Here is a 23,705-nt window from a genome sequence, read left to right as displayed (position 1 = left end):
CCACGAGCACACCCACCCCAGCCGCCACGAGTCCCTCCTCGACCAGCGCCGCGCGGCAGTCGACCAGGCGCGCGATCTCGGCACCGTAGGTCTTCGCACGGCCGGGCACCGAGGCGATGTCGGGCTCGTCGTACTGGCCGATGTCGGCGGTGTAGGTGCACGGGACGGCGCCCTTGTCGCGCATCCACGCGACCGCGACCGAGGTGTCGAGGCCGCCCGAGAAGGCGATGCCGACGCGCTCGCCGGCGGGGAGGGAGGTGAGGACCTTGGACATAGGAAGATTATGCATGGATTCGCATGATCATGCAAAGGGGTCCTACGTCGCGCCGCCACGGCCGCCGCGGCGATCTTGAAGTTGGTGGGACGGTGCACCGAAAGGTGCTCTACATGCGGTGAACCTGTTCCGCCTGGGGTCCTTTGGGCCCCTGGGTGACCTCGTACTCGACTTTGTCGCCCTCGTGCAGTTCCTTGAAACCAGTGGTCTGGATGGCGGAGAAGTGGACGAACACGTCAGGCCCGCCGTCGTCCTGCTGGATGAAGCCGAAGCCCTTGTCGGCGTTGAACCACTTCACAGTGCCAGTTGCCATCGTCCGGATCCCCTTTCGCGCCGTGACGCAAAGCCTCCACGCCGAGCAGACCTGTAGCGGCCGCGGCTCCTGAACCTTGCCATCCCGCTTTGGCTTCTGTCAGTGAACGCACCGCCTGAGTCGCCCGGGCAGCCGGTTGGTCAATGGGGCATCATCAATTCGGACGTGCGCCTCTTCAGCCATGTGCTCTGCGGCGGCAGCGCACGGTGGCGGTTCGGAGATGAAAGGCCGCATATCGCTGCTCGGCGGGGACCGGCAATGGGCCCGGCGTGCTCACAGCTCTGGTGCGTGCAGCTGATACAGCGGCCGTCAGAGGTCGAAGATCCGTCGCGCGTTTCCGTGCAGGAACAGCTCGAGCGTCTCGTCGTCCAGGCCCAGGTCGTCGAGGTGTTCCAAGGCCTGGGCGGGCGTGATCATCGGGTAGTTGGTGCCGAACAGTACCTTCCGCCTTCCCCTGCCCCGCAGATAGTCGACGAGCTCGCGGGGGTAACGGTGAGCGGCGTAGGCACTGGTGTCGATGTAGACGTTGGCGTGCTTGTCCGCCACCGCGATCATTTCCGTCGTCCACGGGTAGCCGATGTGCCCGCAGATGATCGTCAGTTCAGGGAAGTCGAGCGCGACCTGATCGATGTAGGGAATGGGACGGCCCGTCTCGGAAGGGCGCAGAGGGCCGGTGTGTCCGACCTGCGTGCAGAAGGGGATGCCGAGATCGACGCAGGCGGCGTACAGCGGGTAGTACAGCCGGTCGGTGGGCGGCAGCTGCCACAGCCATGGAACGATCCTGAGGGCCACGAAACCGAGTTCCTGCACCGCACGGCGCAGTTCCCGTACGGCCTGGACCGGTGTGGTGAGGTCCACGCCGGCAACCCCGCGCAGCCGCCCGTCGGACTGGGCGACGAACTCCGCCACCTCGTCGTTGGTGATCAGCGGCCCTTGCGGCCCGTACCAGGCCGCGGAGAGGCCGATCTCCACATCGGCCGCGGCCATCGCGGCCAATGTGGCCTTGATCGGCAGCGCCTCCTCGAGAAGCCCCTGCCCGGTCCAGCGGCGCAGCGAATCGAACATCTCGTGGTTGGAGTGACGGAGCGTGGGATGCTGCATCCACGCGTCTACGACCGGCACGTGTCCCCTGCCTCTCTGTTCCTGCCGCCGGCTTGCTCAGCGACGCAGGCCTAAGCGATCGCTTACCCCGGCAGCGTAGCGGTCCATGCTCGACGGGACCACCGTGGAAGCAGGCCGGCTCTTGAGTACCAAGGACAGTCGACACGGGCGCACCGGCCCTGGGCGTCCGGCGGTTCAGGCCGTCAGCACCATCACGCCCATCAGCGGCACCATGACAGGTCCGCCCAGCCGGACGAGGCGTGCCCCCCATGGGTCCCGGTCTGTCGTACGGGACGGAGGCGGCAGGGTCCCCGCGAAAAGCGCCGCGCGTGTGCCCGCCCAGGCCAGCGTGACAGCGACCGTGGCCGCTACGGCGGCGCCGGGCGGGGTGGCGTGGCCTGTGGGGCCGGCGGGCGCGGATGCTGCCCAGGCGGTCAGGGCGAGCAGCACGGCGCACGCCATCAGGTCGGCGCAGGTGTACCAGCCGACGGTGGCCGGGCGGGTGGCCAGCCGGGCCGACCACACCGCCACCGCGGCCAGCGCCGCCGCGCCCGCCCAAGGCACGACGGCACCCGCGCTCGGCAGGCATGCAGCGGCCATGACCGTCCCCATTGCAAGATGGGGCAGCCAGCACCGGGCGGTGTCGCCGCGCCGCCCGGACCACAGTGCGGCCAGGGCACAGACCGCACCCAGTAGGGCCATGACCGCCATCAGCACGGTGTGCAGCGCTGATACGTGCCCCACGACCGATCCGTGGACCGTCGAACTGTGACCCGCTCCCCCATGCATCGCCGCCCCGAGCACCGCTGCGTGCGTCAGAGGCACGTCGACTCCTGCCCGTCCCCGTGGCAGTGCCCGCTGTTGCTGCTGCGCGGCACGTCGAGAGTGGGGTTGCGGTCGAAGAAGCCGACCGGCTTGAGGGCGAAGCCCGCGTAGTCGACCGGCATGACCGGCCAGTCCTCGGGACGCGGGAAGTGGGTGAGGCCGAAGGTGTGCCACAGCACGATGTCCTCGCCGTCGATGCTCCGGTCGGCGGCCGTCCATGCGGGCAGTCCCGCGCCGCCGGGGTGCTGGTTGACCAGGTCGCCCGCCGGGTAGCGCTCGTCGTCTGCGTGGCGGGTGACCCACAGGTGGCGGGTGGCGAAGGCCGCCCGGGAGGTGACGGACGCCGAGTCGTCGGCGAGCAGTGTCGGCAGTCCCTCGGGAACGAGGGCGTAACCGACGGGCTGCCCGAGCCGGTTCGTCACCTCAGGGTTGACCACGTGCCAGACCCTGCCCCGGCTGCCGTCGGCCTGCCGCTGCGCCTCCTGCTCGCTGCGCAGGCGGGTGACCTGCCGTCCGAAGGCGTTGCCGTGCGGATTCTTGTCGCTCACGGGCACGCGTACGGCATCGATCTCGTCGACGGCGTTGAACTGCCCGTCGACGGCCATGTCCAGCCGGGCGGAGAAGAGGTGCTGGTGGAAGGGTGCGCCCAGGCCGGGGGCGATCTCGGTCGCGAACTCCCGTCCCTGCTCAGGGTACCCGGAGGTGAAGACGACCCCGGTGGCCTTGGACTCGCACTCGATGGTGCCGTCCAGGTAGAGGTACCAGTAGAAGCCGTAGTCGTAGTTGCCGACGGTGGTGAAGAACGAGATCACCAGGCGGCGCTGGCGGCGGGTCTCGTTCGAGCCCGCGAAGAGGTCGGAGTGCTTCCACAGCACGCCGTAGTCCTCCTCGTGCATGCAGATCGCGTTCCGGATGGTCCGCGGCTCGCCGTGCTCGTCGGCGACGACGACGTCCGTGTAGTGGATCTCACCGAGGCAGTCGCAGCCGAGCTCCAGGGAATTGGTGTAGCGGCCGAAGAGGTATTCGCCCTGGTCGAAGTAGTTCTGCCAGAACCGCACCGGGGACGGATCGGCGTACGGGACGACCATTTCCGCGATCGAGGCACGGTGCACGACCGACCGTTCGCGGCCCTTCTCGCGGTCGAAGAAGCTGATCTGGTGGAGCGTCAGGCCTTCACGGACGTTGAAACCGAGCCGCAGAGTCCAGTTCTCCCAGCGGACGACCCCGTCCTCGACGGTGAAGCTGACGCCCTCGGGCTGTGTGATCTCGATGGGCTTGAGGGTGGTGCGGGCCGGTCCGGTGTACGCGGGGTCCTGGAAGTTGCCGGGCTCCTCGGGCACAGGGACCAGCTCGTCGTCGATGACCTGCACGACGGTACGTGCCGTCAGGTCGACGTATGCCACCAGGCCGTCGACCGGGTGGGCCCAGGGGTGGTCCTGCTCGTGGTCCTGATGGAATCCGAAGCTGCGGACGATACGGCGGCCTGCCTCGCCCTCATAGCCGTAGTGGCCGGCGGAGAGCGGGACCGCCTGTACGGTCGAGACGTCGAGCCCCCGGCGGGCCAGCGACCTGCGCCAGGTGTCGTCGGCGTCGAGAATCTCCTGAACGGTCTCGAACTCCTCGTCCAGGATCGGAAGTTGGCCGGACACCGCGGTGTCGATCTTTTCGAAGTGGTCCACCGCGCCGCGCGTGACGGAGACGATCGTGTCGTACGAGGCGCCGTTCGCCCGGTCAAGAAGCAGAATCCGCAGCCGCCGGTCCACAAGGCCGCCAGGGGAGAAGGCGAGCAGCTCGGCCTTGGCCGGCTCCTCAGGGACCATGGAGACGAAACGTACGTCATCGCCGAGGTGCCCGGCCGCGTCCAGGACGGCGCGGGCGGCGCGTATCTCGTCGGCGGTGAGCATGGCGAGGGGGTGCGCGGGCGGGGGCACGGTGAGGCCCGCTGCAGCAGCCTCAGGGAAGGCGCCGTCGGTCACGGTCATGTGTGTACTCCTGGATCTCGGGAGGTGCAGGTGGTCAGGGACAAAGGGAAAGAGGAAGGGGAGGGCCTGCGCTTTCAGGCGGCCACGGCGACCGCATCGCCACGGCGTCGGCGTTCTCGTACGACACCGACGACGAAGGACGCGGCCGGCACACCGAGCAGCGCCGCGGCCAGGACGGTGGAACCGCCGATCAGCAGCGGGAAGTTGAGGACCGTGAGGGTCAGCAGTACGGCCAGCCCGACGCCGCCGAGGGCAGGCGCCCACCGGGTGTGCCACGCCCGGGTGTCGCTGCCCGTGCGGCGGAAGAACACCAGCACCGCGACACACGTGAGCAGCATCAGGACATCGACGCCCGCGGTGGCCACACCCGCCATCCACGTGAAGATCTGGGTGATGGGATCCATCCCGGCGAGCGTGAACACGGCGATCAGCGCGGCGGCACTCGCCGTCTGCACCACGGACGCCGCGTACGGCGAGTGGTGGCGCGGGTGGGCGCGGCCGAGCTGTGCGGGCAGGGCCTCGCGCTCGGCGAGCGAGTGCAGATAGCGGGCGATGACGTGGTGGAAGGAGAGCACACACGCGAAGAGGCTCGTCACGAATAGCGCCTGTGCGAGGTGTTCGGCGAACGGCCCGAGGTAGCGGCTCACGGTCGCCATCAGCATGCCCTCGGGGTCGCGGCCGGCGGCAGCCACCGCCTGCTCATCGCCCCAGGCGGACACCAGGGCCCAACTGGAAAGGGTGTAGAAACCGCCCACGAGCGCGAGGGCCAGATACGTGGCCCGGGGAATGGTCCGGTCGGGGTCGCGGGCCTCGCTGCGGAAGACGGCCGTGGCCTCGAAACCGATGAACGCGGCGATGGCGAAGGTGACCGCGAGGCCCGGCGATCCGGAGGTGAGCTGCGAGGGCGTGAGCAGCGCGGTGGACAGACCGTGGTCGCCGCCGGTGCCGACCACGGCCGCGTCCAGCGCGAGGACGATGCCGACCTCGCCGATCAGCAGTGCACCGAGCACCTTGCCGCTGAGGTCGACGTGCCGGTAGCCGAGCACGCCGACCAGGGCGATCATGGTGCCGGTCCATGCCCACCACGGGATGTGCGGCCCGCCGTAGGACTGGATGAGGCCGTCGAGGGCGACACCGATGTACCCGTACACCGACACCTGAATCGCGGTGTAGGTGACCAGCGCGAGGAACGCGGAGCCGAGTCCGGCGCGTGGGCCGAGACCCTTGTCGACGTATGCGTAGAACGCTCCGGCTTGACCCACGTGTCGCGCCATCGCGCAGAAGCCGACTGCGAAGAGCAGCAGCACCACGCAGCAGACGGCGAAAGCGGCCGGATACGCAGGGCCGTTGCCCAAGGCGATGCCCAGGGGGACGGCTCCGCCCACGACGGTCAGCGGGGCGGCGGCCGCCAGGACCATCAGGACGATCGAAGTGGTGCCGAGGGAGCCGCGCAGACCCGGGCGCGTTGCGGCACCCTCTCCGGGCCCGGTCACGGATTCGGGCGGTGAACTCGCCGTACTGCTCACGGTGGCCTCCAGATGATCGGCGGCAGTTGGCCTGCGCGGCAGTCTCAACGCCTGGGGTTGCCGGTCCGTCACACCGGAGTCACTGTCAGCGGCACGCCGAACGGGAACGTCGGCTGCGAGCTTTCCCGTTCGCGAACACTCCCGTGTGACCTGGTGATCATCTGGCGGAAACGTGCCGCCCCTACCGTGCCGCACGGCACCACCGGCACCAGGTCTTGTCCGAGTGATCAGGGTCGGACGAGACTCAGGAGGACTGCGATGAGCGCCACCAGCACGTCGGCACAAGCCTCTTCAGCCCAGGCGCTGCGCGGCAGCTCTCCCGTCGCGGGCCTCGACAGGCGCTCACTCGGGCCGCTGCCGGTGCTGGCCCAGTCCGTCTCGGCCGTTGCCCCTGCAGCCGCGATGGCCACCACCCCCGCCCTGGTCACCGTACAAGCGGGCACCTCGGCACTGTGGTCAGTGGCGCTCGCCGCACTGCTCGCACTGCTGGTCTCCGCCTGCGTACGCACCTTCTCGATCCGGATGGCCGCGCCCGGCGCCCTGTACAGCTTCACCGCAAAGGGGCTGGGTCCGGCCGCGGCCTTCGCCTGCGGATGCGCCCTGCTGATCGGCTACGGCGTGCTGGTGATGGGGGCACTGACCGGCACCGGACTGTATGCAGGGCTGCTCTGCGCCCGGCTGGGTCTGACGGCCTGGCCGCCCGAACTGCCCGGCCTGCCGGTCGTGCTGACGCTGTCGGCTGCGGGCGCCCTCACCGCGTACTTCCTCGTGCGGGGCGTGCGGCTGTCCGCCGGCCTCGCTCTCTGCCTGGAGGTCGCGTCCATCGTGCTGGCCCTGGCGTTCTTCGCCGTGCTCCTCGTACGCCAGGGGCCACATCCCGATATGCGACAACTGGCGCCGCCCGAGGCGAATCCCGGGGCGCTCGCGTCGGTCGCCGCGGGGGCGCTGCCCGCGTTCGGAGCTTTCATCGGGTTCGAAAGCGCCACCGTGCTGGGGGCGGAGGCACGCCGCCCGTTCCTCGTCGTGGGACGGGCCGTGCGCTGGACCGTCGTATGCTCCGCCGCCCTGTATCTGCTGGCGACCTATACCCAGGTGCTGCCAACGGGTGGTGACGGCGTCCTGTCCCCGCTCGACGACCCAGGTCGCCATCCCGCCGTGCGGCTGCCCGTCCTGCTCGACCTCGGTATCGCCATCTCCTTCTTCGCCTGCGCAGTCGCCTCCGGTACTGCTCTGGTGCGTCTGCTGTTCTCCATGGGCCGCGAACGCATGACACCCCGCCGACTGGGCAGCACGCACCCCACCCACGGCACGCCACACATCGCGGTCCGCCTGGTGCTGCCCTTCCTGGTACTGGTCCCGCTCGGTCTGCTCGCCGCGGGACTCGAACTGCGCACGGTCTTCAGCCTGTTGCTGAGCCTGTGCACCTACGGGTTCCTCACCGCATACGCCCTGGTGTGCCTGGCGGCACCCGTCTTTCTGCACCGCATCGGCGAGCTGACCCGCGGGGCCGTGGCCACGGCAGCGGTGTGCGTCCCGTCCCTGCTGCTCGTCCTCGCCGCTCACGCCCGGCTCAACCTGTCCGCCGGCAATGCGCTTGTGCCCGGCCTCTTCACGCTGCTGATGGGTGCGGGAACGGTCTGGTTCGTGATCGCCCGCCGACGCGACCCGGAGCGTATCGGGAGGATCGGGGTGTACGACGAGACGAGCGCGGCCGACGTCCTGCACAGTGCGAGTGCCACCCTCCTGCACCTGCCGGTCGATATCGCGCACCAGCAGAGCGGACCACCAGCCCGGCGGGCGCGGTGAGCGGTGACACGGTCGCCCTCAGCGGGCGCCAGCCACGGGCCATACGCAGCGCACTGGCCGTGCTGCGGCATGTGGCGGCAGCCGCGCCGGGCGTCACCGCCAAAGAGATCTCCGCAGCCCTGGGACTGGCGCCCGCGACAACGTACCGGCTCCTCAATCTGCTGGTCGAGGAGGAATACCTGGTGCGGATGCCCGATCTCCGCGGCTTCGCCCTAGGGCGCAGGGTCGCCGAACTGACCGGGCCCCGCCCGGTCCCCGCCGTGCCGGCTGCCGCGCATGCCGCGGTCTCCCGGCTGCGTGACCAGCTACGGTTCGGGGTTCATCTGGCCGGATACGCCGACGGCCGCATCGACTTCACCGATCCGGATCCGGATCACCCGCCCACGGACGCCGCCTTCCTGACACGCCACCCACACGCCTCGGCTCTCGGCAAACTCCTCCTCGCAGACGCACACACCATGCCGTCCCACCTTGCCGCGTTGACAGGGCACACCATCACCACGCCCGAAGCCCTCGCTGCCGAACTCGTCCGCGTCCGAACCGACGGCGTCGCCATGCAACAGTGTGAGCTCGATCCGCTCCATGCCTGCCTGGCCGTACCCGTCCACAGCGAGACCACGGGCCGCCTGGCGGCCGGGCTCGCGGTCTGCGGCACGCCCGATCGGATCGGCGCCGTCGCCCGGCCCGGGGAGCAGAGTGCCCTGGTCGACCAACTGCGGGAATGCGCACGGCGGCTGGCGCCATTGGTGGTCTGAGCCGGCGGGTACCTTGCCTCCCCGTACCAGCCCAGCTACCGGAAGTCCTTTCCGCCGCCATGCAGCCCGGCAACTTCGAGAAGAACGTCGAGGCCGTCAACCGGCTCAGCGACCTGGCCGCGTCCAAGGGCATCACCGTCTCCCAGCTGGCCCTGGCCTGGTTGCTCACCCGTGGCGAGCACGTCGTGCCCATCCCCGGCACCCGCAGCCCGAAGCGCATTGAGGAGAACGCCGGCGCCGCCGATGTCGCCCTGACCGAGGCCGACCCGGCCGCCATCGACGAGATCCTGCCCCACGGCGGCTTCGGCGCCCGCTACGCCGAAGGTACGTGCCCACCTCGATCTGCCCCCGGGATCGTCGCTCGGCGCGCCCAGCCCTGACGGCAACGGCCGCCGGGCACGCCCCTCCAACGCAGTCAGACGAAGTCCACCGACCCATCATGACGTGCGGCGGCTGCGGAAGGCCCCCGGTGGTTACCCAGGGCGATCCAGGTCGGACGATGGGCTGTACCGATGTTCCCTAAGGCGGGAACATTTTCACCGGCGACTCGTCGTACGTGCGACGTTCTGGGGGAAAACATGAAGCGCAACGCGAAGAGACAACGGCTGTTGCTTCTGGCCCTTCCCGGTCTGCTGGCCATCGGCTGCGCGGGCATCGGCGGAGGGCAGGCGTGCACCGAGATCAGCGGAGAGTCAGGGGTCGCCGTGGGCTGGGAGCCGGCTGACTTCGCCGACTCGGTGACAGGGGGGTCGGACACGGACTCGGGCTCGCTCGTCGCCCGGCTCTGCGTACAGGAGGTCTGCGAGAGCAGGACCGTGGCGAACAGTGACGATCCGGCACCTCTTACGGACGTGGTGCTCGACGAGGACATCGGCGAGGTGACAGTGCCCGTGCGGTTCACCGTCACCTCGCGAGACGACGGCAAGCGCGTCCTTTTCGACGAGCGCACGGATGTCGAGTTGCGCAGGTTCCAGCCCAACGGGGAGGGCTGCACCCCAACACTCTTCCGGGCCACGCTCACGGCCGACCTGGAGCGGGGACAGCTCCGGCCAGGGTGAAGGTCAGGTGACGAGAGACAGGCTCCTCAAGCGGGCTGGATACGGCCGAGCCGAACGTGATCTCCTCCTCCAGCCCCAATCCGTTGTGGAGCGCACGGTCAGCGTGGGATCAGCGAGCCCTCCGCCGTGACCTTCAGGCGCGCCTGGTGCCCGCCTGGCGAGCAGTTGCGGCCGTTGGGATAGGTGAGCTGCGGGGTGATGGTGATCTGTCGGTCGAGCACGGTGGCGCCCCGCTGGTTCTTGAACACCAGCGTGACGTGTATCGGCTTTCTTGGGAGGTCACGCACGACCGCGAAGCCAGGCCAGAGATAGGGCGCGGGGTTTGGGCGGGTTCGCGCTGCCGGGGTTTCTGTGGCGGTAGCGGATTCCGTGGTTATCACGGGGTTCCCCGGGGTCGCCGGTTCTTCCGACCAGGTCCCCCGCAGTGGGCGCTTCCGGCATGTGCCGTCCCAGCAGGCCGTAAGGGTCGCGTCGGCCATCCTCTTCTCCAGGTCCGGGTGGACATCGACCTGGATCCCGGCGGGCGCGTCCGTCAGGGTGCAGGGGTGGGTGCCTCCCGCGGAACCCCCGCACGCGGTCAGCAGCGCCAGAGCCGCCAGGGGTACGGCCATTCCGACGGTGTGTCTCACGCTGGCTCCTCGGCAACCGTCTGCGTCTTGATCATGGCCGAACGTCTACCTCGTCGATGTCCTTTGGGCGCTCCTCAGGCCTGCTGCAGTGCACGGGCGAAGACGACCGTCGAGCGCGCAGCGGCGGAAGCGGGTGTACACCGTCTTCCACGCCCGTAGGGTTCCGGAAGGTCACGCTAGGAAATCCCGGTACGGATCTTGCAGAACATGCCGTTGATGACCTGCCGGTCCCCGTTGCGCGGCCGTCCCGTCAAGGCCCGCGGTATCAGCGGAGCGAGTAACTTGCACTCGTGATCGGTGAGTTCGTGGCGGCATATTACCCCACCATGATCGGCATCCCACACGGGCCGATGAAGCGACGGGGCTCCGGCGGACGGCCGGGCAGGGGGAATTGACGGCGATGCGCCCCGGGCCCATCACCGCAGTTCAGCGCACCCTTCCCCCGTGGTTTCAGCGCCACAGGCGGCAGTTCGGGAGCAGGCAGCCGGCCGCCGTCGTACCCCTTCACCTCGCCGAAGCGGCTGCCCGTCATCCAGTCCGAGCGGGCCTGCTCGCTGGTGCTGCCACGGTGCCGGTGGTGAAGCTCTCCGGTATGCCGAACAGGTCTGGTGGCTGCGCCAGCGCGCCGGCCCCCGCGTCGATCGGCGGCGGCGCACCGTCCGGCCAAGCTGTGCGCTCCAGTCGTCCCCCTCGTCGTTCACGTTCCATACCCTGACCGCGATGTCCACCACTGCAGGAGCTGCCGTGGGGGCTCAGCCCGGGAACGGGAACCCGTGGGTCCCCAGGAAAACGCCTGGTCATGCGCACATCCGTGGACCGTCGACCGGAGTAGAGTGAAGGCACCGGGAGTACTTCGTGCACCGGCTTCAATACCGGTGTCGTTCTCGGCGAGCAACAACACCGGGACGTCGGAGACGAGCCTGGGGACAGGTCCGCGTCATGACCGCGACCATCGAACGTACGATCATCAATGAGTGCCTGCCGTCGCAGCCGGTCCGCTTGTCCCTCACCCCGGCGGGGTCGGTTCCAGGTCTCCTCGACGGTGCCTGGTGGCCTCGCTCACGCGATCTCTCCCATGAACTCCGTGCCCTCACGGACGTACTGGACGCGCGCTGGGGCCGGATCACTCGCGTCACAGTCAACCCGGCACACTGGCCTGTGATCCCACGCAAGGTGCCAGTGACCGGGCACACGGTGCACGTGGGCTGGTTCGCCGACGAGCAGGACCCGAACAAATTGATCCTCCTCTCCTACAACTCGGGCCGCTGGGACCTCCTGGTGGTCCCGCCGGAGACGGGAGAGGCTGCCGCCGCCCGGCTGATGTCGGCCGCAGCGACCCCTGGGGCCCTCCTCACCGCCAGCAGTCTGATGGCGAGCGAGGACACAACCCGTGACGCGAGGGAGGCGCTGAGCGGGGAAGAGGAGTGGGAGACCGATGGCGGCGCCGCCTCGGCGGCCGGAACCCTGTCGGACTCCTGAACACCGCCCGAGGGATGTGAGGACGTGGAGACCGTCATCACCCTGGCCGCGATCACTGCGATGATCCTCATAGGAATGCTGCTGATCCATCTGCTCAATGGCCGGCACGACGAACGGATCGCAGCATTCCACTACAGCGAGCCATACCGGGAATCGGCCGACAGAGCCGGAAGAGCCGACGGCCGGCAGGGCCTGCCGGATCGCCCGTCGTCACCACCCACCGCGAGCACGGCGATCGGGGGCCGCAGGTGACGCCGACTTTCCTCTGGTGGGGCGGTGGGTGTGGCGCGACGGTGTCACACCCACCGAACACGTCGTCCCGGATGAGCGAGGTCACCATGAAGCCGACGGAACTGCCCCCGGCTTGGCGCGCCGACGTGCGCATCGTCGCCGCGTCACCCGAGGCCGCCCGCCAAGTCGCAGAGGTTCTGCGTCGTTGCTTCGCCTCCACCGAACAGCGCAGCTACCCCGCAACCGGTGAAGGCGGAACCCGCCTCCACCTCACCGTGGACACCGCGCGTGTTGCAGGGCCGGCGCAGTCCTGGCTCGTCACCAGTCAATCCTCCGGCGAGGATCGCACTCAGACGGACGAAGTCTGAAGCGATACCCCTCAACGGGGCGGCGGGCGTCGCCACCCCGGTCCCCATGGGCTCCGAGTCGATGCCCGGCACGAGTGGGCGGCAATCATGGCAACACTGCACGAACGGAAGCACTTCCGCGATGCGATCATGAAGGCTCTGTACGAGGCCACGGAAGGCAATCGTCTCCTTGGCGTCACCGGAGCGAAGCTACGCGACGACCTCCAGGTCCCGGAGCAGGATCTGGCCGCCGCCTGCGCATACCTGATGGGCGAGGGGCTCATCACAGTCGACTGGTCACGAGGAAACACACCCGCGATGGTCACGCTGACGCACCAGGGAATCCGGCTCATGGAGGCCGAAGAGGAGGATCGAGGCTGACGCGACATCGGGGCCGTTGGCGGGCCCCGATGGGCCGTATGGCATAAAAACGTCACTAATGCCGGAAAAGCGCCTTGGGCATACCATGAGAAGTGGGTCGGCGCACTCTCACGTGCAACGACCTGGAAGGGCGGCCCCGGTGTGTATACGCCGGGGCCGTTGTGCCACCATCGCCGCGCCCACAGGGAGCAAGGCATGATCCATTCAGCCGACATCCGCGAGTGGCGCAACCACGACGTCGTCGACCGGAAGGGACACAAGATCGGCGCGCTGGAAGCGATCTACGTGGACACGACCACCGACGAACCGGCCATGGCCACCGTCCGCACCGGCCTGCCCACCCGCCAGCGTCTGATCTTCGTCCCCCTCGACGAGGCGATTCTGGGACCGGACTACGTCAAGGTCGCGTACTCCAAGGGACTGGTGAAGAAAGTCCCGTCAATCGGCACGGACGACATCCTGCCCGCCGAGCAGGAAGAAGCGATCTTCAAGCACTACGACATGGCCTACCAGCCGGGCGCAGGCGGCGAACGAAAACTCGCCCGCCGTTGACCACCCGAGCCTCGCGCCAGAGGAAGTGTTCTTCGCATGGCGATCTTCCTGTTCCTGCTGCTCGTGGCCGTCGTCCTGGGAGTCATCGGCGCACTGGCGGAGGGCCTTTTCTATCTCTTGATCATCGGGATCGTGCTCGTCGTGGCCGACGTGGCCTTCATCGCCGTGCGAACGACCCGGCGCTCGCGTCGGCACCCCCTCCGATGAAACCACCGCGCCTCGCCCGCGGGCGGTCCCCGGACGCGGTCGACGGTGGCCACGACCGGTACTGGACGCAAGCGCCGTCGCCGCAAGCGTCGTTGGTCCTGCCGTGCAGGCTCAGCGCACCGCCCGTCTGTTCCACGCCTCCAACTCGGGTTGGCCACCCGCGGGCGGTCCATCCTGTCCCAGCCCCTGGACTCGTACACGGCCCCGGCCGCCGCGTTCGCCGGTCCGACGAGAAAATCTGCAGAGAACAAGGTCAGCACGGCCGCGAGGGTACCGGTGAGCCGGTCGCCGGCCTGCTGCGGCCGGGCAACGCGGGCAGCAACACCGCCAACCGACCACGTCGAAGCCGCCCGGCTGGCGCTGGCCCAGCCGCCGAAGAAGTACCGGCGCGGGCGCGGGACCCTGATCCGCACCGATTCCGGCGGCGACCCACGTCCGTCAGCAAGCTGACGGGCCCTCAGCAAGATCGGACCCCACTGAGCGCGGCGCAGGGTCAGTCTGTGGGTTGGAGCGGACGAGACGGCCAGCCCAGGAGGCGTGCGCCGAGAGCGGCGGTCTGCAGGATGTATCGCTGGTCGGCGTCGGTGGGGTCATGGCCGGTGCGCCGCCGGACGCGGTTAAGCCGGTAGGCGACCGCCCGTACGCTCAGTCCCAGGCGGCGTGCGGTGGTGGTGTTCAGGCAACCGCTGGCGAAGTAGGCGGTGAGGGTGTCCAGAAGCGGCTGCGAGCCGCCGCGTGCTCTCTCCAGTCCGCCGAGGACCGTAGCCACCAGGTCGGTGATGGCTGCGCGGTCTCTACCGAGGACCTGGTAGACCAGTACATCCGAAGCGTCCACGACGGGGGTGGCCACGGAGCACGCGGCCAACGCCGCCCTGAAGTAGATACGGGAGCACTGCGCCAGCAACGGCCTGGAGCTCCTTCGAGTGCAGAACTTCAACGACCGGTACCCGGAAGATCAACGGCCGTGCTTCTCACTCGTCCGCTTCATGATCGCCGGATCTGAGGCTCCGGGCGTCGACGGATGGGAGCTTCGGCAGGGCCTGCCCTCCGGCGCGCGAGGGGGCGCCCGCCGAGGTCGTGGATCACGCCGTGCCCGGAATCGAAGATGGTCCCGCCGAGACCGATAGAGGGCGTGGCGCCACGCCCCACCCGGCGGGCAAACGCGAGGCACGCGGCCCGTAGGGGACGTCCGCCCCGAGGAACCACTCACCTATATTCCCCCAGGTCAGCGCACCCTTCCGCGCGGTTTCAGCGGCACCGGCGGGAGTTCGGGAGCGGGCAGCCGGCCGCCGTCGTACCCCTTCACCTCGCCGAAGCGGCTGCCCGTCATCCAGTCCGAGCGGGCCTGTTCGATCTCCTCCTGCGTACGCCCGATGAAGTTCCACCACATGATGAGCTCCTCCTCGAACGGCTCGCCGCCGAGCAGCATCAGACCGGCGTCCGACTCGGCGTGCAGCGGCAGTTCACCGCGGCCGCAGCCGAGGTAGAGCATCGAGCCGGGCAGGACGGGGACGCCGTCCACGTGTGCCTCGCCGGACATGGACAGCACCGCGTACTCGAAGTCGGGCTCCAGCGGGAGGCGTACGTCGGTGCCGCTTGTGAGGGCGAGGTCGGCGCCGACGATCGGGGTGTAGGTCGAGCCCGGTGAGGTGGCGCCGTCGAGGGAGCCGAGGATGAGCGTGGCGGTGAGGCCCGGGGCCGTGACGGTGGGGAGGTCCGGGTGGTACTCGAACCGCGGGTTGATGTGCCGGTGGGTGTCGGGGAGGGCCACCCACAGTTGCGCGCCGTGCAGGAACCGTGGATGCCGCCCGGGGCTCTCCTCGGAGTGGCTGATCGCCCGACCGGAGGTCATCAGGCCTAGTTCGCGCGGGCGGATCGTCTGGAGGCTGCCGGTCGAGTCGCGGTGCAGCACCTCACCGTCGTGCAGCCAGCTGACCGTCTGCAGGCCCATGTGCGGATGCGGCGGCACCTGCATGCCCGGTTCGTCGGCGATGTCGTCGGGGCCGTAGTGATCGACGAAGGCCCAGGCGCCGACCATGCGGCGGCCCAGGTTGGGCAGCAGACGGCGTACCTCGGTGGACTCGCCGAGCTTGACCCGCCGGGGGCTGAGGAGTTCGCGCACCGGCTCGGCGACGACGAATCCTCGGCCACCGCAGAGGGCGGGAACCGCCTCGCGGTCGAGATTGCTCATGGCGCCAACCTAGACCCGCCGGGCGCCCCGCGTCAGTTCGCCCCGACGGTGGAATTTTCAACGGTCAGCAGTGGTTTCGGACGGTCGAGGAGGTCGAAAGCCGACATGGAGAACGTGGAGTACACGGAGTATTACGGGCACGGGACGGCCGCGGAGCGCTGGGAGCGTGCGCGGATGTTCTTCGACGCCAAGGAGTTCGCGGCTGCCGCTCGGGTTCTCGACGGCCTGGTCGCCGAGGTCCCGGAGCAGGTCGCCCCGCGACTGCTGCTGGCCCGCGCGTACTACCACTCGGCCCAACTGCGCCGCGCGGAGACGGAGCTGCGGGCGGTCCTGGAGCGCGATCCGGTCGAGACCTACGCGCGGCTGATGCTGGGCCGGACGCTGGAGCGACAGGGTCGCGACGCCGATGCGGCGCCGCATCTGCGGATGGCCGCGGCGCTGTCGGGAGACTTCGCGCCGGAGTAGCCGGAACAGGAGGCCCGAGTAGACGGCAACAAAAGGAGAACGTCCACGGGCCGGTTCGCCGGCGTCCGCGTCCTCGCTCTCGCCCGACAGGGTCCCGTCCTTGAAATGCTCCTGCGCCATGGGGACAGCATGGAAACGGGCGGCTACGCGTCCCGGTAAGCCTCCAGCAGCCGCAGCCACACCTCGCTGATCGTCGGATACGACGGGACCGCGTGCCACAGGCGGTCGATCGGGACCTCGCCGGCGACCGCGATGGTCGCCGAGTGCACGAGTTCGCCGACGCCCGGGCCCACGAACGTGGCGCCGAGCAGTACCTCGCGATCGAGGTCGACGACGATGCGGGCGCGGCCCCGGTAGCCGTCGACGTAGAGGCCGGCGCCCGCCACGGCGGCGATGTCCTGGTCGACCGCGCGTACGCGGTGGCCGGCGCGTTCCGCCTCGGCGAGGCTGAGGCCGACCGCGGCCGCTTCCGGGTCGGTGAAGACGACCTGCGGGACGGCGGCGTGGTCGGCGGTGGCCACGTGCGCGCCCCAGCGGTCCGTCTCGAGCAGCGGCACGCCCTGCGCCCGAGCGGCGATCGCCGCGCCCGCGATCCGCGCCTGGTACTTGCCCTGGTGGGTCAGCAGCGCGCGGTGGTTGACGTCCCCGACCCCGTACAGCCAGGAGCTGCCCTCGACGCGGCAGCTGTCGTCGACGGTCAGCCACGACCCGGGCTCCAGGCCGACGGTCTCCAGGCCCAGGTCGTCGGTGCGCGGGGCGCGACCGGTGGCGAAGAGTATCTCGTCGGCCTCGATGCGGTCGCCCCCGGACACCTCGACCGTGATCGTGGACCCGTCCCGGGTCACCGCGGTCACGGACGTGCCGGTCCGTACGTCCGCACCGGCCTCTTTGAGCGCCCCGGCGACGAGCTCACCGGCGAAGGGCTCCATACGAGGCAGCAGCCCCCCGCCGCGTACGAGCACCGTGACCTGGGAGCCGAGCGCCTGCCAGGCCGTGGCCATCTCGACGCCGACGACTCCCCCACCGACCACCACGAGCCGGCCCGGCACATGGTCCGCGCTCGTGGCTTCGCGGCTCGTCCAGGGGCGCACCTTGTCCAGGCCGGGCAGGTCCGGGAGGACCGCGCGGCTGCCGGTGCAGACCGCCACGGCGTGCCGGGCGGTGAGCAGCTGCTCCGTGCCGTCGGGGGCGGTGACGGCGACGCGGCGAGGGCCGTCGAGACGGCCGCGGCCGCGGTAGAGCTGCGCTCCGATGCCGTCCAGCCAGGCGACCTGCCCGTCGTCCTTCCAGTGGGCGGTCTCCTCGTCCCGGTGCGCGAGAACGGCCGGTGTGTCGAGCGGGCCCTGCACGGCCCCCCGCAGCCCCGGCGTGCGCCGGGCGTCCGCGCGGGCGATGACCGGCCGCAGCAGGGCCTTGCTGGGCATGCACGCCCAGAACGAGCACTCGCCGCCGACGAGCTCGCTCTCCACGACCGCGGTGCTGAGCCCCGCCGCGCGCGTTCGGTCCGCGACGTTTTCCCCCGTCGGCCCCGCACCCAGCACTACGACGTCATACGCGATGGCTTCCGTCATACGGGCCAGTCTGGTGCCAGGTGTGCCGCCTGGCCACATGGGTACGTGCGCGGAACACGCGGAATACGCCATCTACGCGCGCGGTTGTGGACAGCCGTATACGCCCGGTAGTCGACAGCGGCTCCCCCCGACCGGGAAGCCGCCGGCCACGAACCCCACCGAGCCACGAACCCCCCACCAGCCACGAACCCCCACCAGGAAGAGGGAACAACCCATGAGCAGCAGCACCGTGGAGCTGACGAAGGACAACTTCGACCAGATGGTCACGGACAACGACTTCGTGCTGATCGACTTCTGGGCGTCCTGGTGCGGGCCGTGCCGGCAGTTCGCCCCGGTCTACGAGAAGGCCGCTGAGGGCAATCCCGACCTGGTCTTCGGCAAGGTCGACACGGAGGCCCAGCCGGAGCTGGCCGCGGCCTTCGGTATCCAGTCCATCCCGACCCTCATGATCGTCCGGGACCAGGTCGCGGTGTTCGCCCAGCCCGGGGCGCTGCCCGAGGCCGCGCTGGACGACGTCATCGGGCAGGCCCGCCGCCTGGACATGGACGCGGTCCGCGAGTCGATCGCCGAGGCGGAGCAGCAGGAGCAGCAGGGCTGAGCGCCCGAGTCACCTGCCGTTGTGGCGCCGGTCGACGCCACAACGGCAGGTGGCAGCTACGCCGGAACAAGCCGCGCCGTCAGAACGGATAGCCCGCCACATCCCCGCGCACCGTCGTCCAGCGCACGTCGGTGAAGGCCTCCAGGTTGGCCTCGCCGCCGAAGCGGGCGCCGGTGCCGGAGGCCGCGATGCCGCCGAAGGGCGCCACCGCCTCGTCGTTGACGGTCTGGTCGTTGATGTGGGCGATGCCGGTCGGGATGCGCTCGGCGAGGTCGAGACCGCGCGCGGTGTCGCGGGTGACGATGCCGAGCGACAGGCCGTACGGGGTCGCGGAGGCGAGCGCCGCCGCCTCGTCGGCCGTCGTGAAGGACCGCACCGGCGCGACCGGGCCGAAGACCTCCTCCGCGTATGCGGGCGTCTGGTCCTCGACTCCGGCGAGGACGGTGGGCCGGTAGAAGAGCTCCTGGTGCGTGCCGCCCGCGGCGAGCTTGGCTCCGCGCGCCGTGCTGGCCTCCACCAGGCCGTGGATCTTGGCGAGCTGGCCCTGGTCGATGATCGGGCCGAGGTGGACCTGCTCGCGGTGGGGGTCGCCGACGGCGAGTGAGTCGGCCTTGGCGGCGAGCCGCTCCACGTACTCCTCGTACAGCGAGGCGTGCACGAGGTGGCGGCCCGTCGTCATGCAGATCTGGCCCTGGTGGAAGAAGGAGCCCCAGGCGGCGGTGGAGATCACCGCGTCGATGTCGGCGTCCTCGAGGACGACGAGCGCCGAGTTGCCGCCCAGCTCCAGGTGCACGCGCTTGAGGTGGCGTCCCGCGGCCTCGCCTACCGCGCGGCCCGCGGCGGTGGAGCCGGTGAAGGAGATGACCGGCACGTTCGGGTCGGCGACGAGCGCCTGACCCGCCTCGGGACCGCCGGGCAGGACGTGCAGCAGATCCTCGGGCAGCCCTGCCTCGGCGAAGACGGCAGCGAGCGCCAGGCCACCGCACACGGCGGTCCGCGGATCCGGCTTGAGCACGACGGCGTTGCCGAGCGCGAGGGCCGGGGCGACCGAGCGGATGGACAGGATCAGCGGCGCGTTGAACGGAGAGATGACGCCGACCACGCCCACCGGGACACGGCGCGTGTACGACAGCCGGGGCGCCTCGGTCGGCAGCACCTGACCCGTCGGGCGCGAGGCCAGGGCGGCGGCCTCGTAGCACTCCTGGGCGGCCACGTGCAGTTCGAAGTCGGCCTTGCCCGGGATGGAGCCGGACTCGCGCACGATCCACTCGCGCAGTTCGTCGGCGTGCGCGGCGAACAGGTCGCCGGCGCGGCGCAGCACCGCGGCGCGCTGGAAGTGCGGGGTGCGGGCCCAGGCGGTCTGGGCCGCACGTGCGCTGACCGCGGCCGCCGTGACGTCCTCGGCGGAGGCGAGCGTGACGGAGGCCAGGGTGTCGCCTGTGGCGGGCTCGGTGACGGCGTACTCACCTCCCGACAGAGGCCGGGACTGCCAGGTGTTCGGGTCGAGCAGGGCCATGACGGCTCTCCGATCGGTCACAGGTCGTCGAGGGGAAGCCCGTTCGCACATCGGAAGTCCCGTGTGGCTCGGGGCCGGTTCGGCGGTTGCGAGGCGGGATGCCGCGATACGCCGCGGGCGCGCGAAACATACGCGGTGCTCTCAGGCATCCCCCCTGGTTGAGCATGCAACATGTTAGTCATCCCGTTCGAAAAGCGTGTCGCCTGCCACACTCTCCGCCGGCGTAATTCGCGGTAACAGTCGAGGAGTTCCGGCGAACCGGACGATGATGCACGTACGTGCCGCGCACCACGGCCTCCGGCCGCGTCGTGGCACCTGGGTGCACGCTCACGTCGAGTCGCGCTGCGCGGCGGTTCATGCCGACTCTATGTGCACGGCGGTCACGCCGACTCGCGCTGCGCGGCGGTTCACGCCGACTCTATGTGCACGGCGGTCACGCCGACTCGCGGTGCACCGCGGTCACGTCGAGCACCTTGTGGACCTCGGGCGGCGCGCCGGGGTCGCGGACGGCGCGGTCGACGATCTCCGCCAGCTCCCTTCCGGAGGGCAGCTCGATCCGTACGGTGCTCAGCCGGGGACGCAGCAGCCTGCCGAGCATGAGGTCGTCGGCACCCATCACTGCCGTGTCGTCGGGCACGCCGATCCCCTCGTCCTGCAGGGCACGCATCAGCAGCATTGCGTACTCGTCGTTGTACGCGAACACGCCATCGAGGGCGAGGCGCCGCCAACGCCCTGCGAGCCGGGCGGCCGACGCCTCGTCGTAGGCGAGGGGCAACTCGGTGATCTCCGCGCCCGTGCCCTGTGCGGCACGGCGTACGCCTTCCAGACGGGGCAGCGAATAGGCCTCCAGGCCCGGCTCCTCAGGAACGACGACCCCGATGCGGCGCCGGCCGCGTGCCAGGAGGTGCTCGCCCGCACAGCGGCCGACCGTGCGCTGGTCCATGAGGACCGCGTGGGCACCCTCGGTGGGCTCCTGGGCCAGAGTGATGACGGCCCGCACGCCGGAGCGCTTCAGGACGTCGACGCCCAGGGGCCCGAGGCGCGCGCTGAACGTGCTGAACATCAGCACGGCGGCCGGCCGCAGCTCCGCCCAGGCCCGGGCGGCCTGGTCGCCGCTCTGCCCGGCGCTGCCGAACTGCACGACGGTGTAGTCGAGACGGCTCAGCGCCCAGTGGAGTTCGTGGAAGAGCCCGCTGTACAGAGGGCCGACGGCCACCTCCGGGGCCGGCAACAGCACCATGCGGGTGTGCCCGGCCCGCAGACTGCGGGCCGCCGCATGCGGCACGTAGCCGAGCTCCCTGGCCGCCTCGTGGACCCGTCGCCGGGTGGGCTCACTGATCCGCACGGAGCTGGTGTTGTTCAGTACGTACGACACGGTGGCCCGTGAGACCCCGGCAAGCCGCGCCACATCGGCACTCGTCGGGACGGCCCGCTGCACGACCCGACGGGGAGCGGACCGCTGCGCGGTGCCCGGGCCGTCCGTGACACGTGGGGCCGACCGCTGGGCGGTTCCGGAGCCGTGGGCGCTGCGCGGGGCGGCTGGCTGGGCATGTGCGGAGCCGGGCGCGGACGGAGGCGGCGCGGGCGGCCGCATGGTCGGGGGTGGCGTGGGCGGCCCCCCGGCGTGGCGCGACTCGGCCTGGGGGCGTGACGAGGGGGGAGCCTGCACGGCGTGGTGCCGGGCCGGGCTCGGTGCGGAATCGGGCGATTCCACGTCGTCATCCGGCGTAGCGCCGAATGGCTGCTGTGGTACGGACTGCTCAGGTATCTGCACCATGACGCGAGGCATCTTTCCATGCCCGAAGCCGGACTTGAGCCCCATACCGAAGGCGGACTCGAGCCCCATGCCACGGGCGGACTTGAGCCCCATGCCACGGGCGGACTTGAGCCCCATGCCACGGGCGGCCTTACGCGCCAAGCCCCAAGCCGGGCTTGCGCCGCCGACGCCGAGCCCGATTCCGGATCCGATGCCGAGCCGGGCTCCGGATCCGATGCTGGACCGGCGCGGCAGCGGCAGCATCACGCGGGCAAGGCCCCGGAGAAACATTCCCGCAGGCGGATACCGGAAGTGTCACCCCGTCCGAGGGGAAGTAAGGCCCGCGGACAGATGAGGAGTTGACATCAGGCAGCGGGGCCGGCGTACGACGAGTGCGCCGACCCTGTCGTCGTACACCGCGGACCTCGCGCACCGCGGACCTCCCGCACCGCGGACCTCCCGCACCGGGACCTCCCGCACCACGGACCTCGCGCACCGCGGCCCCGAGGACCCGGTCTTCGTGCCCAACGGGTCAGGTTCTAACGTGACCCGCGTGACTGACTCCACCGCAGACCCGCGCATCGACGACACCCCGGGCCGCACCGGCCCGACCGCGACGACCGAGGCCGAGCCGCGCCGGGTGGGCCGGGTGCGCACCGAGTACTCGCCCGCCCACGACGGCGACCCGGATCCCGGTGAGATCGTGTGGACCTGGGTGCCGTTCGAGGAGAACGACGGACGCGGCAAGGACCGCCCCGTCCTGGTCGTAGCCCGTGAGGCGGCCGGCACGCTGCTCGCCGTACAACTGTCGAGCAAGCGCCACGACCACGACCGGGAGTGGGTGCCGATCGGCAGGGGGCCGTGGGACCGCGAGGGCCGCGACTCGTGGGTGAACATCGACCGGGTGCTGCGGGTGCACGAGCACGGGATGCGGCGCGAGGCCTGCGCGCTGGACCGGATGCGTTTCAATCTGGTGGTGCACCGGCTGCGGGAGCGTTACGGCTGGCGCTGACCTCTTCCGTACGACCGGCTCCCCACGGGCGAGGCCTCTCCGTACGACCGGCTCCCCACGGGCGAGGCCTCTCCGTACGACCGGGTCCCTCGGGCGAGCTCCCTCCGTACGACGGGCGCTGCGGACGCGTTACGGCCGCCGCACCGGCCCGCCGCACGAGAAGGCCCGCTCGAAGGCGGCACGGGTGGCCGTGCCCCGTGTGCGGTCCAGTACGGCGAACACGACGTGCTCGAAGTACCCCGCGAACCGGCCGCCTTCTCCCCCGTCCAGGAGCGCACGGAACGCCCCGGCCACCTGTACCGGGTCGTTCCGGAACACGCCGCACCCCCAAGCGCCGAGCACCAGCCGCCGGTAGCCGCACGCCACGGCGGTCTCGAGCACCCTTTCCGCGCGTCCGGCCAGAGCGCGCGGTATCTCGGCGGCCCGCTCCGGGGCCCGCCGCAGAACGACCCCGGCGTTCGGCGCGGGCGATGTCAGAAAGCCCACGCGGTATGCCGCGTCCAGCAGCTGCCCGCGGTCGTCGCGGAAGACGGGGACGCCCGGCGAGTGGACGACACGGTCGCTGTAGAAGGGGTCGCGGTCGGCGCGGTGGTGGTCGTAGAACGCCCGGGCCCGCAGCAGACACGCGTGCAGCGCAGACGCCCTGCACAGCGCCTCCTCCTGGGCCTGCGCGCCGTTGAGATAGCCGCCGCCGGGATTGCGGGCGGAGGCGAAGTTCAGCACGGCGACCGGCCCGTCTCCGCAGGTCGTGAGCCGTCGCGCCGCCTCCAGGCTGCTCTCCCCTGTGACCTCGATTACCGTGGTGGGAGCGGTGACCGTCACAACGGCAGGGTCCATCGGTACCGGACCCGGCCCGTATATCCGTGTGCCGTCCCGGGCGGCCGCCACCGCTGCGGCGATCGACACCTCGCGGCCCGCCGGTCCGATGTACGAACCGGCCGCGACGATCTCCTCGGTGTGCTGTGCGATTCCGCGCAGCCGGGCACTCACGCCCGGTCCCCCGTGTCCCCCGACTTCTTCATGAACGCATCGTGAGCGCCTCATGACCCCTCGCGCAACAGACTTTCTCCGTACCAATCCGACTCTGGGGGCACTCTTGTGCGATCCGCTCAGGGGGATTTGGGTAGGAC

The 23,705-nt window shown here is 70.3% G+C and carries 25 protein-coding genes and 3 pseudogenes; 14 read left to right on the top strand and 14 right to left on the bottom strand.

Going from position 1 to position 23,705, the window contains the following annotated elements; genetic code table 11:
* The 6 genes from H1D24_RS15000 to H1D24_RS14975 all read right to left on the bottom strand — a co-directional run.
* The coding region (locus H1D24_RS15000) for an argininosuccinate synthase domain-containing protein (RefSeq protein ID WP_181658016.1) at window positions 1-274 on the bottom strand (274 nt) is incomplete at its 3' end.
* A 109-nt stretch (window positions 275-383) separates the two neighbouring features.
* Window positions 384-587 carry a cold-shock protein gene (locus tag H1D24_RS14995; RefSeq protein WP_181658015.1) on the bottom strand — a complete coding sequence of 68 codons (204 nt, stop codon included), beginning with the start codon at window positions 585-587 and terminating at the stop codon, window positions 384-386.
* Between the two features lie 309 nt (window positions 588-896).
* Window positions 897-1,709, bottom strand: a complete 813-nt coding sequence (locus H1D24_RS14990) for an amidohydrolase family protein (protein WP_181658014.1) — start codon at window positions 1,707-1,709, stop codon at window positions 897-899.
* 174 nt (window positions 1,710-1,883) lie between these two features.
* Window positions 1,884-2,432, bottom strand: coding sequence for a hypothetical protein (locus tag H1D24_RS14985; protein WP_181658013.1), 549 nt, complete (start codon window positions 2,430-2,432; stop codon window positions 1,884-1,886).
* A gap of 71 nt (window positions 2,433-2,503) precedes the next feature.
* Window positions 2,504-4,495, bottom strand: a complete 1,992-nt coding sequence (locus H1D24_RS14980) for a primary-amine oxidase (protein ID WP_181658012.1) — start codon at window positions 4,493-4,495, stop codon at window positions 2,504-2,506.
* A 74-nt stretch (window positions 4,496-4,569) separates the two neighbouring features.
* Entirely contained in the window at window positions 4,570-6,021 is a 1,452-nt protein-coding gene (locus tag H1D24_RS14975; protein WP_309484314.1) for an APC family permease, read from the bottom strand.
* Window positions 6,022-6,279: 258 nt separating this feature from the next.
* Here H1D24_RS14975 and H1D24_RS14970 point away from each other — a divergent pair, with 258 nt between their 5' ends.
* From H1D24_RS14970 to H1D24_RS14955, 4 genes are all read left to right on the top strand, one after another.
* Window positions 6,280-7,827: an APC family permease gene (locus H1D24_RS14970; RefSeq protein ID WP_181658011.1), complete on the top strand. Its 1,548-nt coding sequence runs from the start codon at window positions 6,280-6,282 to the stop codon at window positions 7,825-7,827.
* Complete coding sequence (locus H1D24_RS14965; protein ID WP_181658010.1) at window positions 7,824-8,582, top strand: IclR family transcriptional regulator; 759 nt, start codon at window positions 7,824-7,826, stop codon at window positions 8,580-8,582. The genes H1D24_RS14970 and H1D24_RS14965 overlap by 4 nt, the downstream gene beginning before the upstream one ends.
* Window positions 8,583-8,641: 59 nt before the next feature.
* Window positions 8,642-8,962 carry an aldo/keto reductase gene (locus tag H1D24_RS14960; protein ID WP_309484313.1) on the top strand — a complete coding sequence of 107 codons (321 nt, stop codon included), beginning with the start codon at window positions 8,642-8,644 and terminating at the stop codon, window positions 8,960-8,962.
* A 198-nt stretch (window positions 8,963-9,160) separates the two neighbouring features.
* On the top strand, window positions 9,161-9,640 hold the full coding sequence (locus H1D24_RS14955) for a hypothetical protein (protein ID WP_181658054.1): 480 nt from the start codon (window positions 9,161-9,163) through the stop codon (window positions 9,638-9,640).
* Window positions 9,641-9,738: 98 nt separating this feature from the next.
* Here H1D24_RS14955 and H1D24_RS14950 read toward each other — a convergent pair whose 3' ends face one another.
* Window positions 9,739-10,269 carry a hypothetical protein gene (locus tag H1D24_RS14950; protein ID WP_181658009.1) on the bottom strand — a complete coding sequence of 177 codons (531 nt, stop codon included), beginning with the start codon at window positions 10,267-10,269 and terminating at the stop codon, window positions 9,739-9,741.
* A gap of 436 nt (window positions 10,270-10,705) precedes the next feature.
* Window positions 10,706-10,822: pseudogene (locus tag H1D24_RS14945) on the bottom strand (pirin family protein); the annotation flags it as partial.
* 386 nt (window positions 10,823-11,208) lie between these two features.
* Here H1D24_RS14945 and H1D24_RS14940 point away from each other — a divergent pair.
* The 7 genes and pseudogenes from H1D24_RS14940 to H1D24_RS14910 all read left to right on the top strand — a co-directional run.
* Window positions 11,209-11,748 (top strand): DUF5994 family protein, encoded by a 540-nt coding sequence (locus H1D24_RS14940; RefSeq protein WP_181658008.1) that lies wholly within the window; start codon window positions 11,209-11,211, stop codon window positions 11,746-11,748.
* A 24-nt stretch (window positions 11,749-11,772) separates the two neighbouring features.
* Window positions 11,773-12,000: a hypothetical protein gene (locus H1D24_RS14935; RefSeq protein WP_181658007.1), complete on the top strand. Its 228-nt coding sequence runs from the start codon at window positions 11,773-11,775 to the stop codon at window positions 11,998-12,000.
* A gap of 86 nt (window positions 12,001-12,086) precedes the next feature.
* The gene (locus tag H1D24_RS14930) at window positions 12,087-12,347 is read left to right on the top strand and encodes a hypothetical protein (RefSeq protein ID WP_181658050.1); all 261 of its coding nucleotides are present in this window, start codon (window positions 12,087-12,089) and stop codon (window positions 12,345-12,347) included.
* 87 nt (window positions 12,348-12,434) lie between these two features.
* A complete protein-coding gene (locus H1D24_RS14925; protein WP_181658006.1) occupies window positions 12,435-12,707 on the top strand; it encodes a hypothetical protein in 273 nt (90 codons plus the stop codon).
* A gap of 195 nt (window positions 12,708-12,902) precedes the next feature.
* The gene (locus tag H1D24_RS14920) at window positions 12,903-13,259 is read left to right on the top strand and encodes a PRC-barrel domain-containing protein (RefSeq protein ID WP_181658005.1); all 357 of its coding nucleotides are present in this window, start codon (window positions 12,903-12,905) and stop codon (window positions 13,257-13,259) included.
* A gap of 36 nt (window positions 13,260-13,295) precedes the next feature.
* On the top strand, window positions 13,296-13,466 hold the full coding sequence (locus H1D24_RS14915; protein WP_181658004.1) for a hypothetical protein: 171 nt from the start codon (window positions 13,296-13,298) through the stop codon (window positions 13,464-13,466).
* A 257-nt stretch (window positions 13,467-13,723) separates the two neighbouring features.
* Window positions 13,724-13,892, top strand: a pseudogene (locus H1D24_RS14910) (IS1380 family transposase); the annotation flags it as partial.
* A gap of 67 nt (window positions 13,893-13,959) precedes the next feature.
* Here the strand turns inward: H1D24_RS14910 and H1D24_RS14905 are convergent.
* Both H1D24_RS14905 and H1D24_RS14900 read right to left on the bottom strand, forming a co-directional pair.
* A pseudogene (locus H1D24_RS14905) lies at window positions 13,960-14,307 on the bottom strand (PucR family transcriptional regulator); the annotation flags it as partial.
* A 384-nt stretch (window positions 14,308-14,691) separates the two neighbouring features.
* Entirely contained in the window at window positions 14,692-15,657 is a 966-nt protein-coding gene (locus tag H1D24_RS14900; protein WP_181658002.1) for a pirin family protein, read from the bottom strand.
* 105 nt (window positions 15,658-15,762) lie between these two features.
* On the opposite strand from H1D24_RS14900, the gene H1D24_RS14895 reads away from it, so the two are divergent.
* Complete coding sequence (locus H1D24_RS14895; protein WP_220136720.1) at window positions 15,763-16,122, top strand: tetratricopeptide repeat protein; 360 nt, start codon at window positions 15,763-15,765, stop codon at window positions 16,120-16,122.
* A gap of 143 nt (window positions 16,123-16,265) precedes the next feature.
* On the opposite strand, the gene H1D24_RS14890 is transcribed toward H1D24_RS14895, so the two are convergent.
* Window positions 16,266-17,693, bottom strand: a complete 1,428-nt coding sequence (locus H1D24_RS14890) for a dihydrolipoyl dehydrogenase family protein (RefSeq protein WP_181658001.1) — start codon at window positions 17,691-17,693, stop codon at window positions 16,266-16,268.
* A gap of 214 nt (window positions 17,694-17,907) precedes the next feature.
* On the opposite strand from H1D24_RS14890, the gene trxA reads away from it, so the two are divergent.
* Window positions 17,908-18,291, top strand: coding sequence for a thioredoxin (trxA, locus tag H1D24_RS14885; RefSeq protein WP_181658000.1), 384 nt, complete (start codon window positions 17,908-17,910; stop codon window positions 18,289-18,291).
* Window positions 18,292-18,370: 79 nt separating this feature from the next.
* Here the strand turns inward: trxA and H1D24_RS14880 are convergent, their stop codons facing one another.
* Both H1D24_RS14880 and H1D24_RS14875 read right to left on the bottom strand, forming a co-directional pair.
* On the bottom strand, window positions 18,371-19,807 hold the full coding sequence (locus H1D24_RS14880; protein WP_181658048.1) for a benzaldehyde dehydrogenase: 1,437 nt from the start codon (window positions 19,805-19,807) through the stop codon (window positions 18,371-18,373).
* Window positions 19,808-20,240: 433 nt separating this feature from the next.
* Window positions 20,241-21,245 (bottom strand): LacI family DNA-binding transcriptional regulator, encoded by a 1,005-nt coding sequence (locus H1D24_RS14875; protein ID WP_181657999.1) that lies wholly within the window; start codon window positions 21,243-21,245, stop codon window positions 20,241-20,243.
* Between the two features lie 862 nt (window positions 21,246-22,107).
* Here H1D24_RS14875 and H1D24_RS14870 point away from each other — a divergent pair.
* Window positions 22,108-22,575, top strand: a complete 468-nt coding sequence (locus H1D24_RS14870) for a type II toxin-antitoxin system PemK/MazF family toxin (protein WP_374064238.1) — start codon at window positions 22,108-22,110, stop codon at window positions 22,573-22,575.
* Between the two features lie 129 nt (window positions 22,576-22,704).
* Here the strand turns inward: H1D24_RS14870 and H1D24_RS14865 are convergent, their stop codons facing one another.
* Window positions 22,705-23,565, bottom strand: coding sequence for a TIGR02452 family protein (locus tag H1D24_RS14865; protein ID WP_181657998.1), 861 nt, complete (start codon window positions 23,563-23,565; stop codon window positions 22,705-22,707).
* Window positions 23,566-23,705 lie beyond the last annotated feature (140 nt).

It is taken from the genome of Streptomyces himalayensis subsp. himalayensis (assembly GCF_013778455.1).
Taxonomy (GTDB): domain Bacteria; phylum Actinomycetota; class Actinomycetes; order Streptomycetales; family Streptomycetaceae; genus Streptomyces; species Streptomyces himalayensis.
Note: the sequence above shows the minus strand (reverse complement) of the source record. Positions and strands in the feature narration are given on the sequence as shown.

Coding starts and splice junctions, on each gene's coding strand:
- H1D24_RS14995 (WP_181658015.1), bottom strand. CDS start 587: ATGGCAACTGGCACTGTGAAGTGGTTCAACGCCGACAAGGGCTTCGGC.
- H1D24_RS14980 (WP_181658012.1), bottom strand. CDS start 4,495: ATGACCGTGACCGACGGCGCCTTCCCTGAGGCTGCTGCAGCGGGCCTC.
- H1D24_RS14970 (WP_181658011.1), top strand. CDS start 6,280: ATGAGCGCCACCAGCACGTCGGCACAAGCCTCTTCAGCCCAGGCGCTG.
- H1D24_RS14960 (WP_309484313.1), top strand. CDS start 8,642: ATGCAGCCCGGCAACTTCGAGAAGAACGTCGAGGCCGTCAACCGGCTC.
- H1D24_RS14955 (WP_181658054.1), top strand. CDS start 9,161: ATGAAGCGCAACGCGAAGAGACAACGGCTGTTGCTTCTGGCCCTTCCC.
- H1D24_RS14940 (WP_181658008.1), top strand. CDS start 11,209: ATGACCGCGACCATCGAACGTACGATCATCAATGAGTGCCTGCCGTCG.
- H1D24_RS14930 (WP_181658050.1), top strand. CDS start 12,087: ATGAAGCCGACGGAACTGCCCCCGGCTTGGCGCGCCGACGTGCGCATC.
- H1D24_RS14925 (WP_181658006.1), top strand. CDS start 12,435: ATGGCAACACTGCACGAACGGAAGCACTTCCGCGATGCGATCATGAAG.
- H1D24_RS14920 (WP_181658005.1), top strand. CDS start 12,903: ATGATCCATTCAGCCGACATCCGCGAGTGGCGCAACCACGACGTCGTC.
- H1D24_RS14915 (WP_181658004.1), top strand. CDS start 13,296: ATGGCGATCTTCCTGTTCCTGCTGCTCGTGGCCGTCGTCCTGGGAGTC.
- H1D24_RS14900 (WP_181658002.1), bottom strand. CDS start 15,657: ATGAGCAATCTCGACCGCGAGGCGGTTCCCGCCCTCTGCGGTGGCCGA.
- H1D24_RS14895 (WP_220136720.1), top strand. CDS start 15,763: ATGGAGAACGTGGAGTACACGGAGTATTACGGGCACGGGACGGCCGCG.
- H1D24_RS14890 (WP_181658001.1), bottom strand. CDS start 17,693: ATGACGGAAGCCATCGCGTATGACGTCGTAGTGCTGGGTGCGGGGCCG.
- trxA (WP_181658000.1), top strand. CDS start 17,908: ATGAGCAGCAGCACCGTGGAGCTGACGAAGGACAACTTCGACCAGATG.
- H1D24_RS14880 (WP_181658048.1), bottom strand. CDS start 19,807: ATGGCCCTGCTCGACCCGAACACCTGGCAGTCCCGGCCTCTGTCGGGA.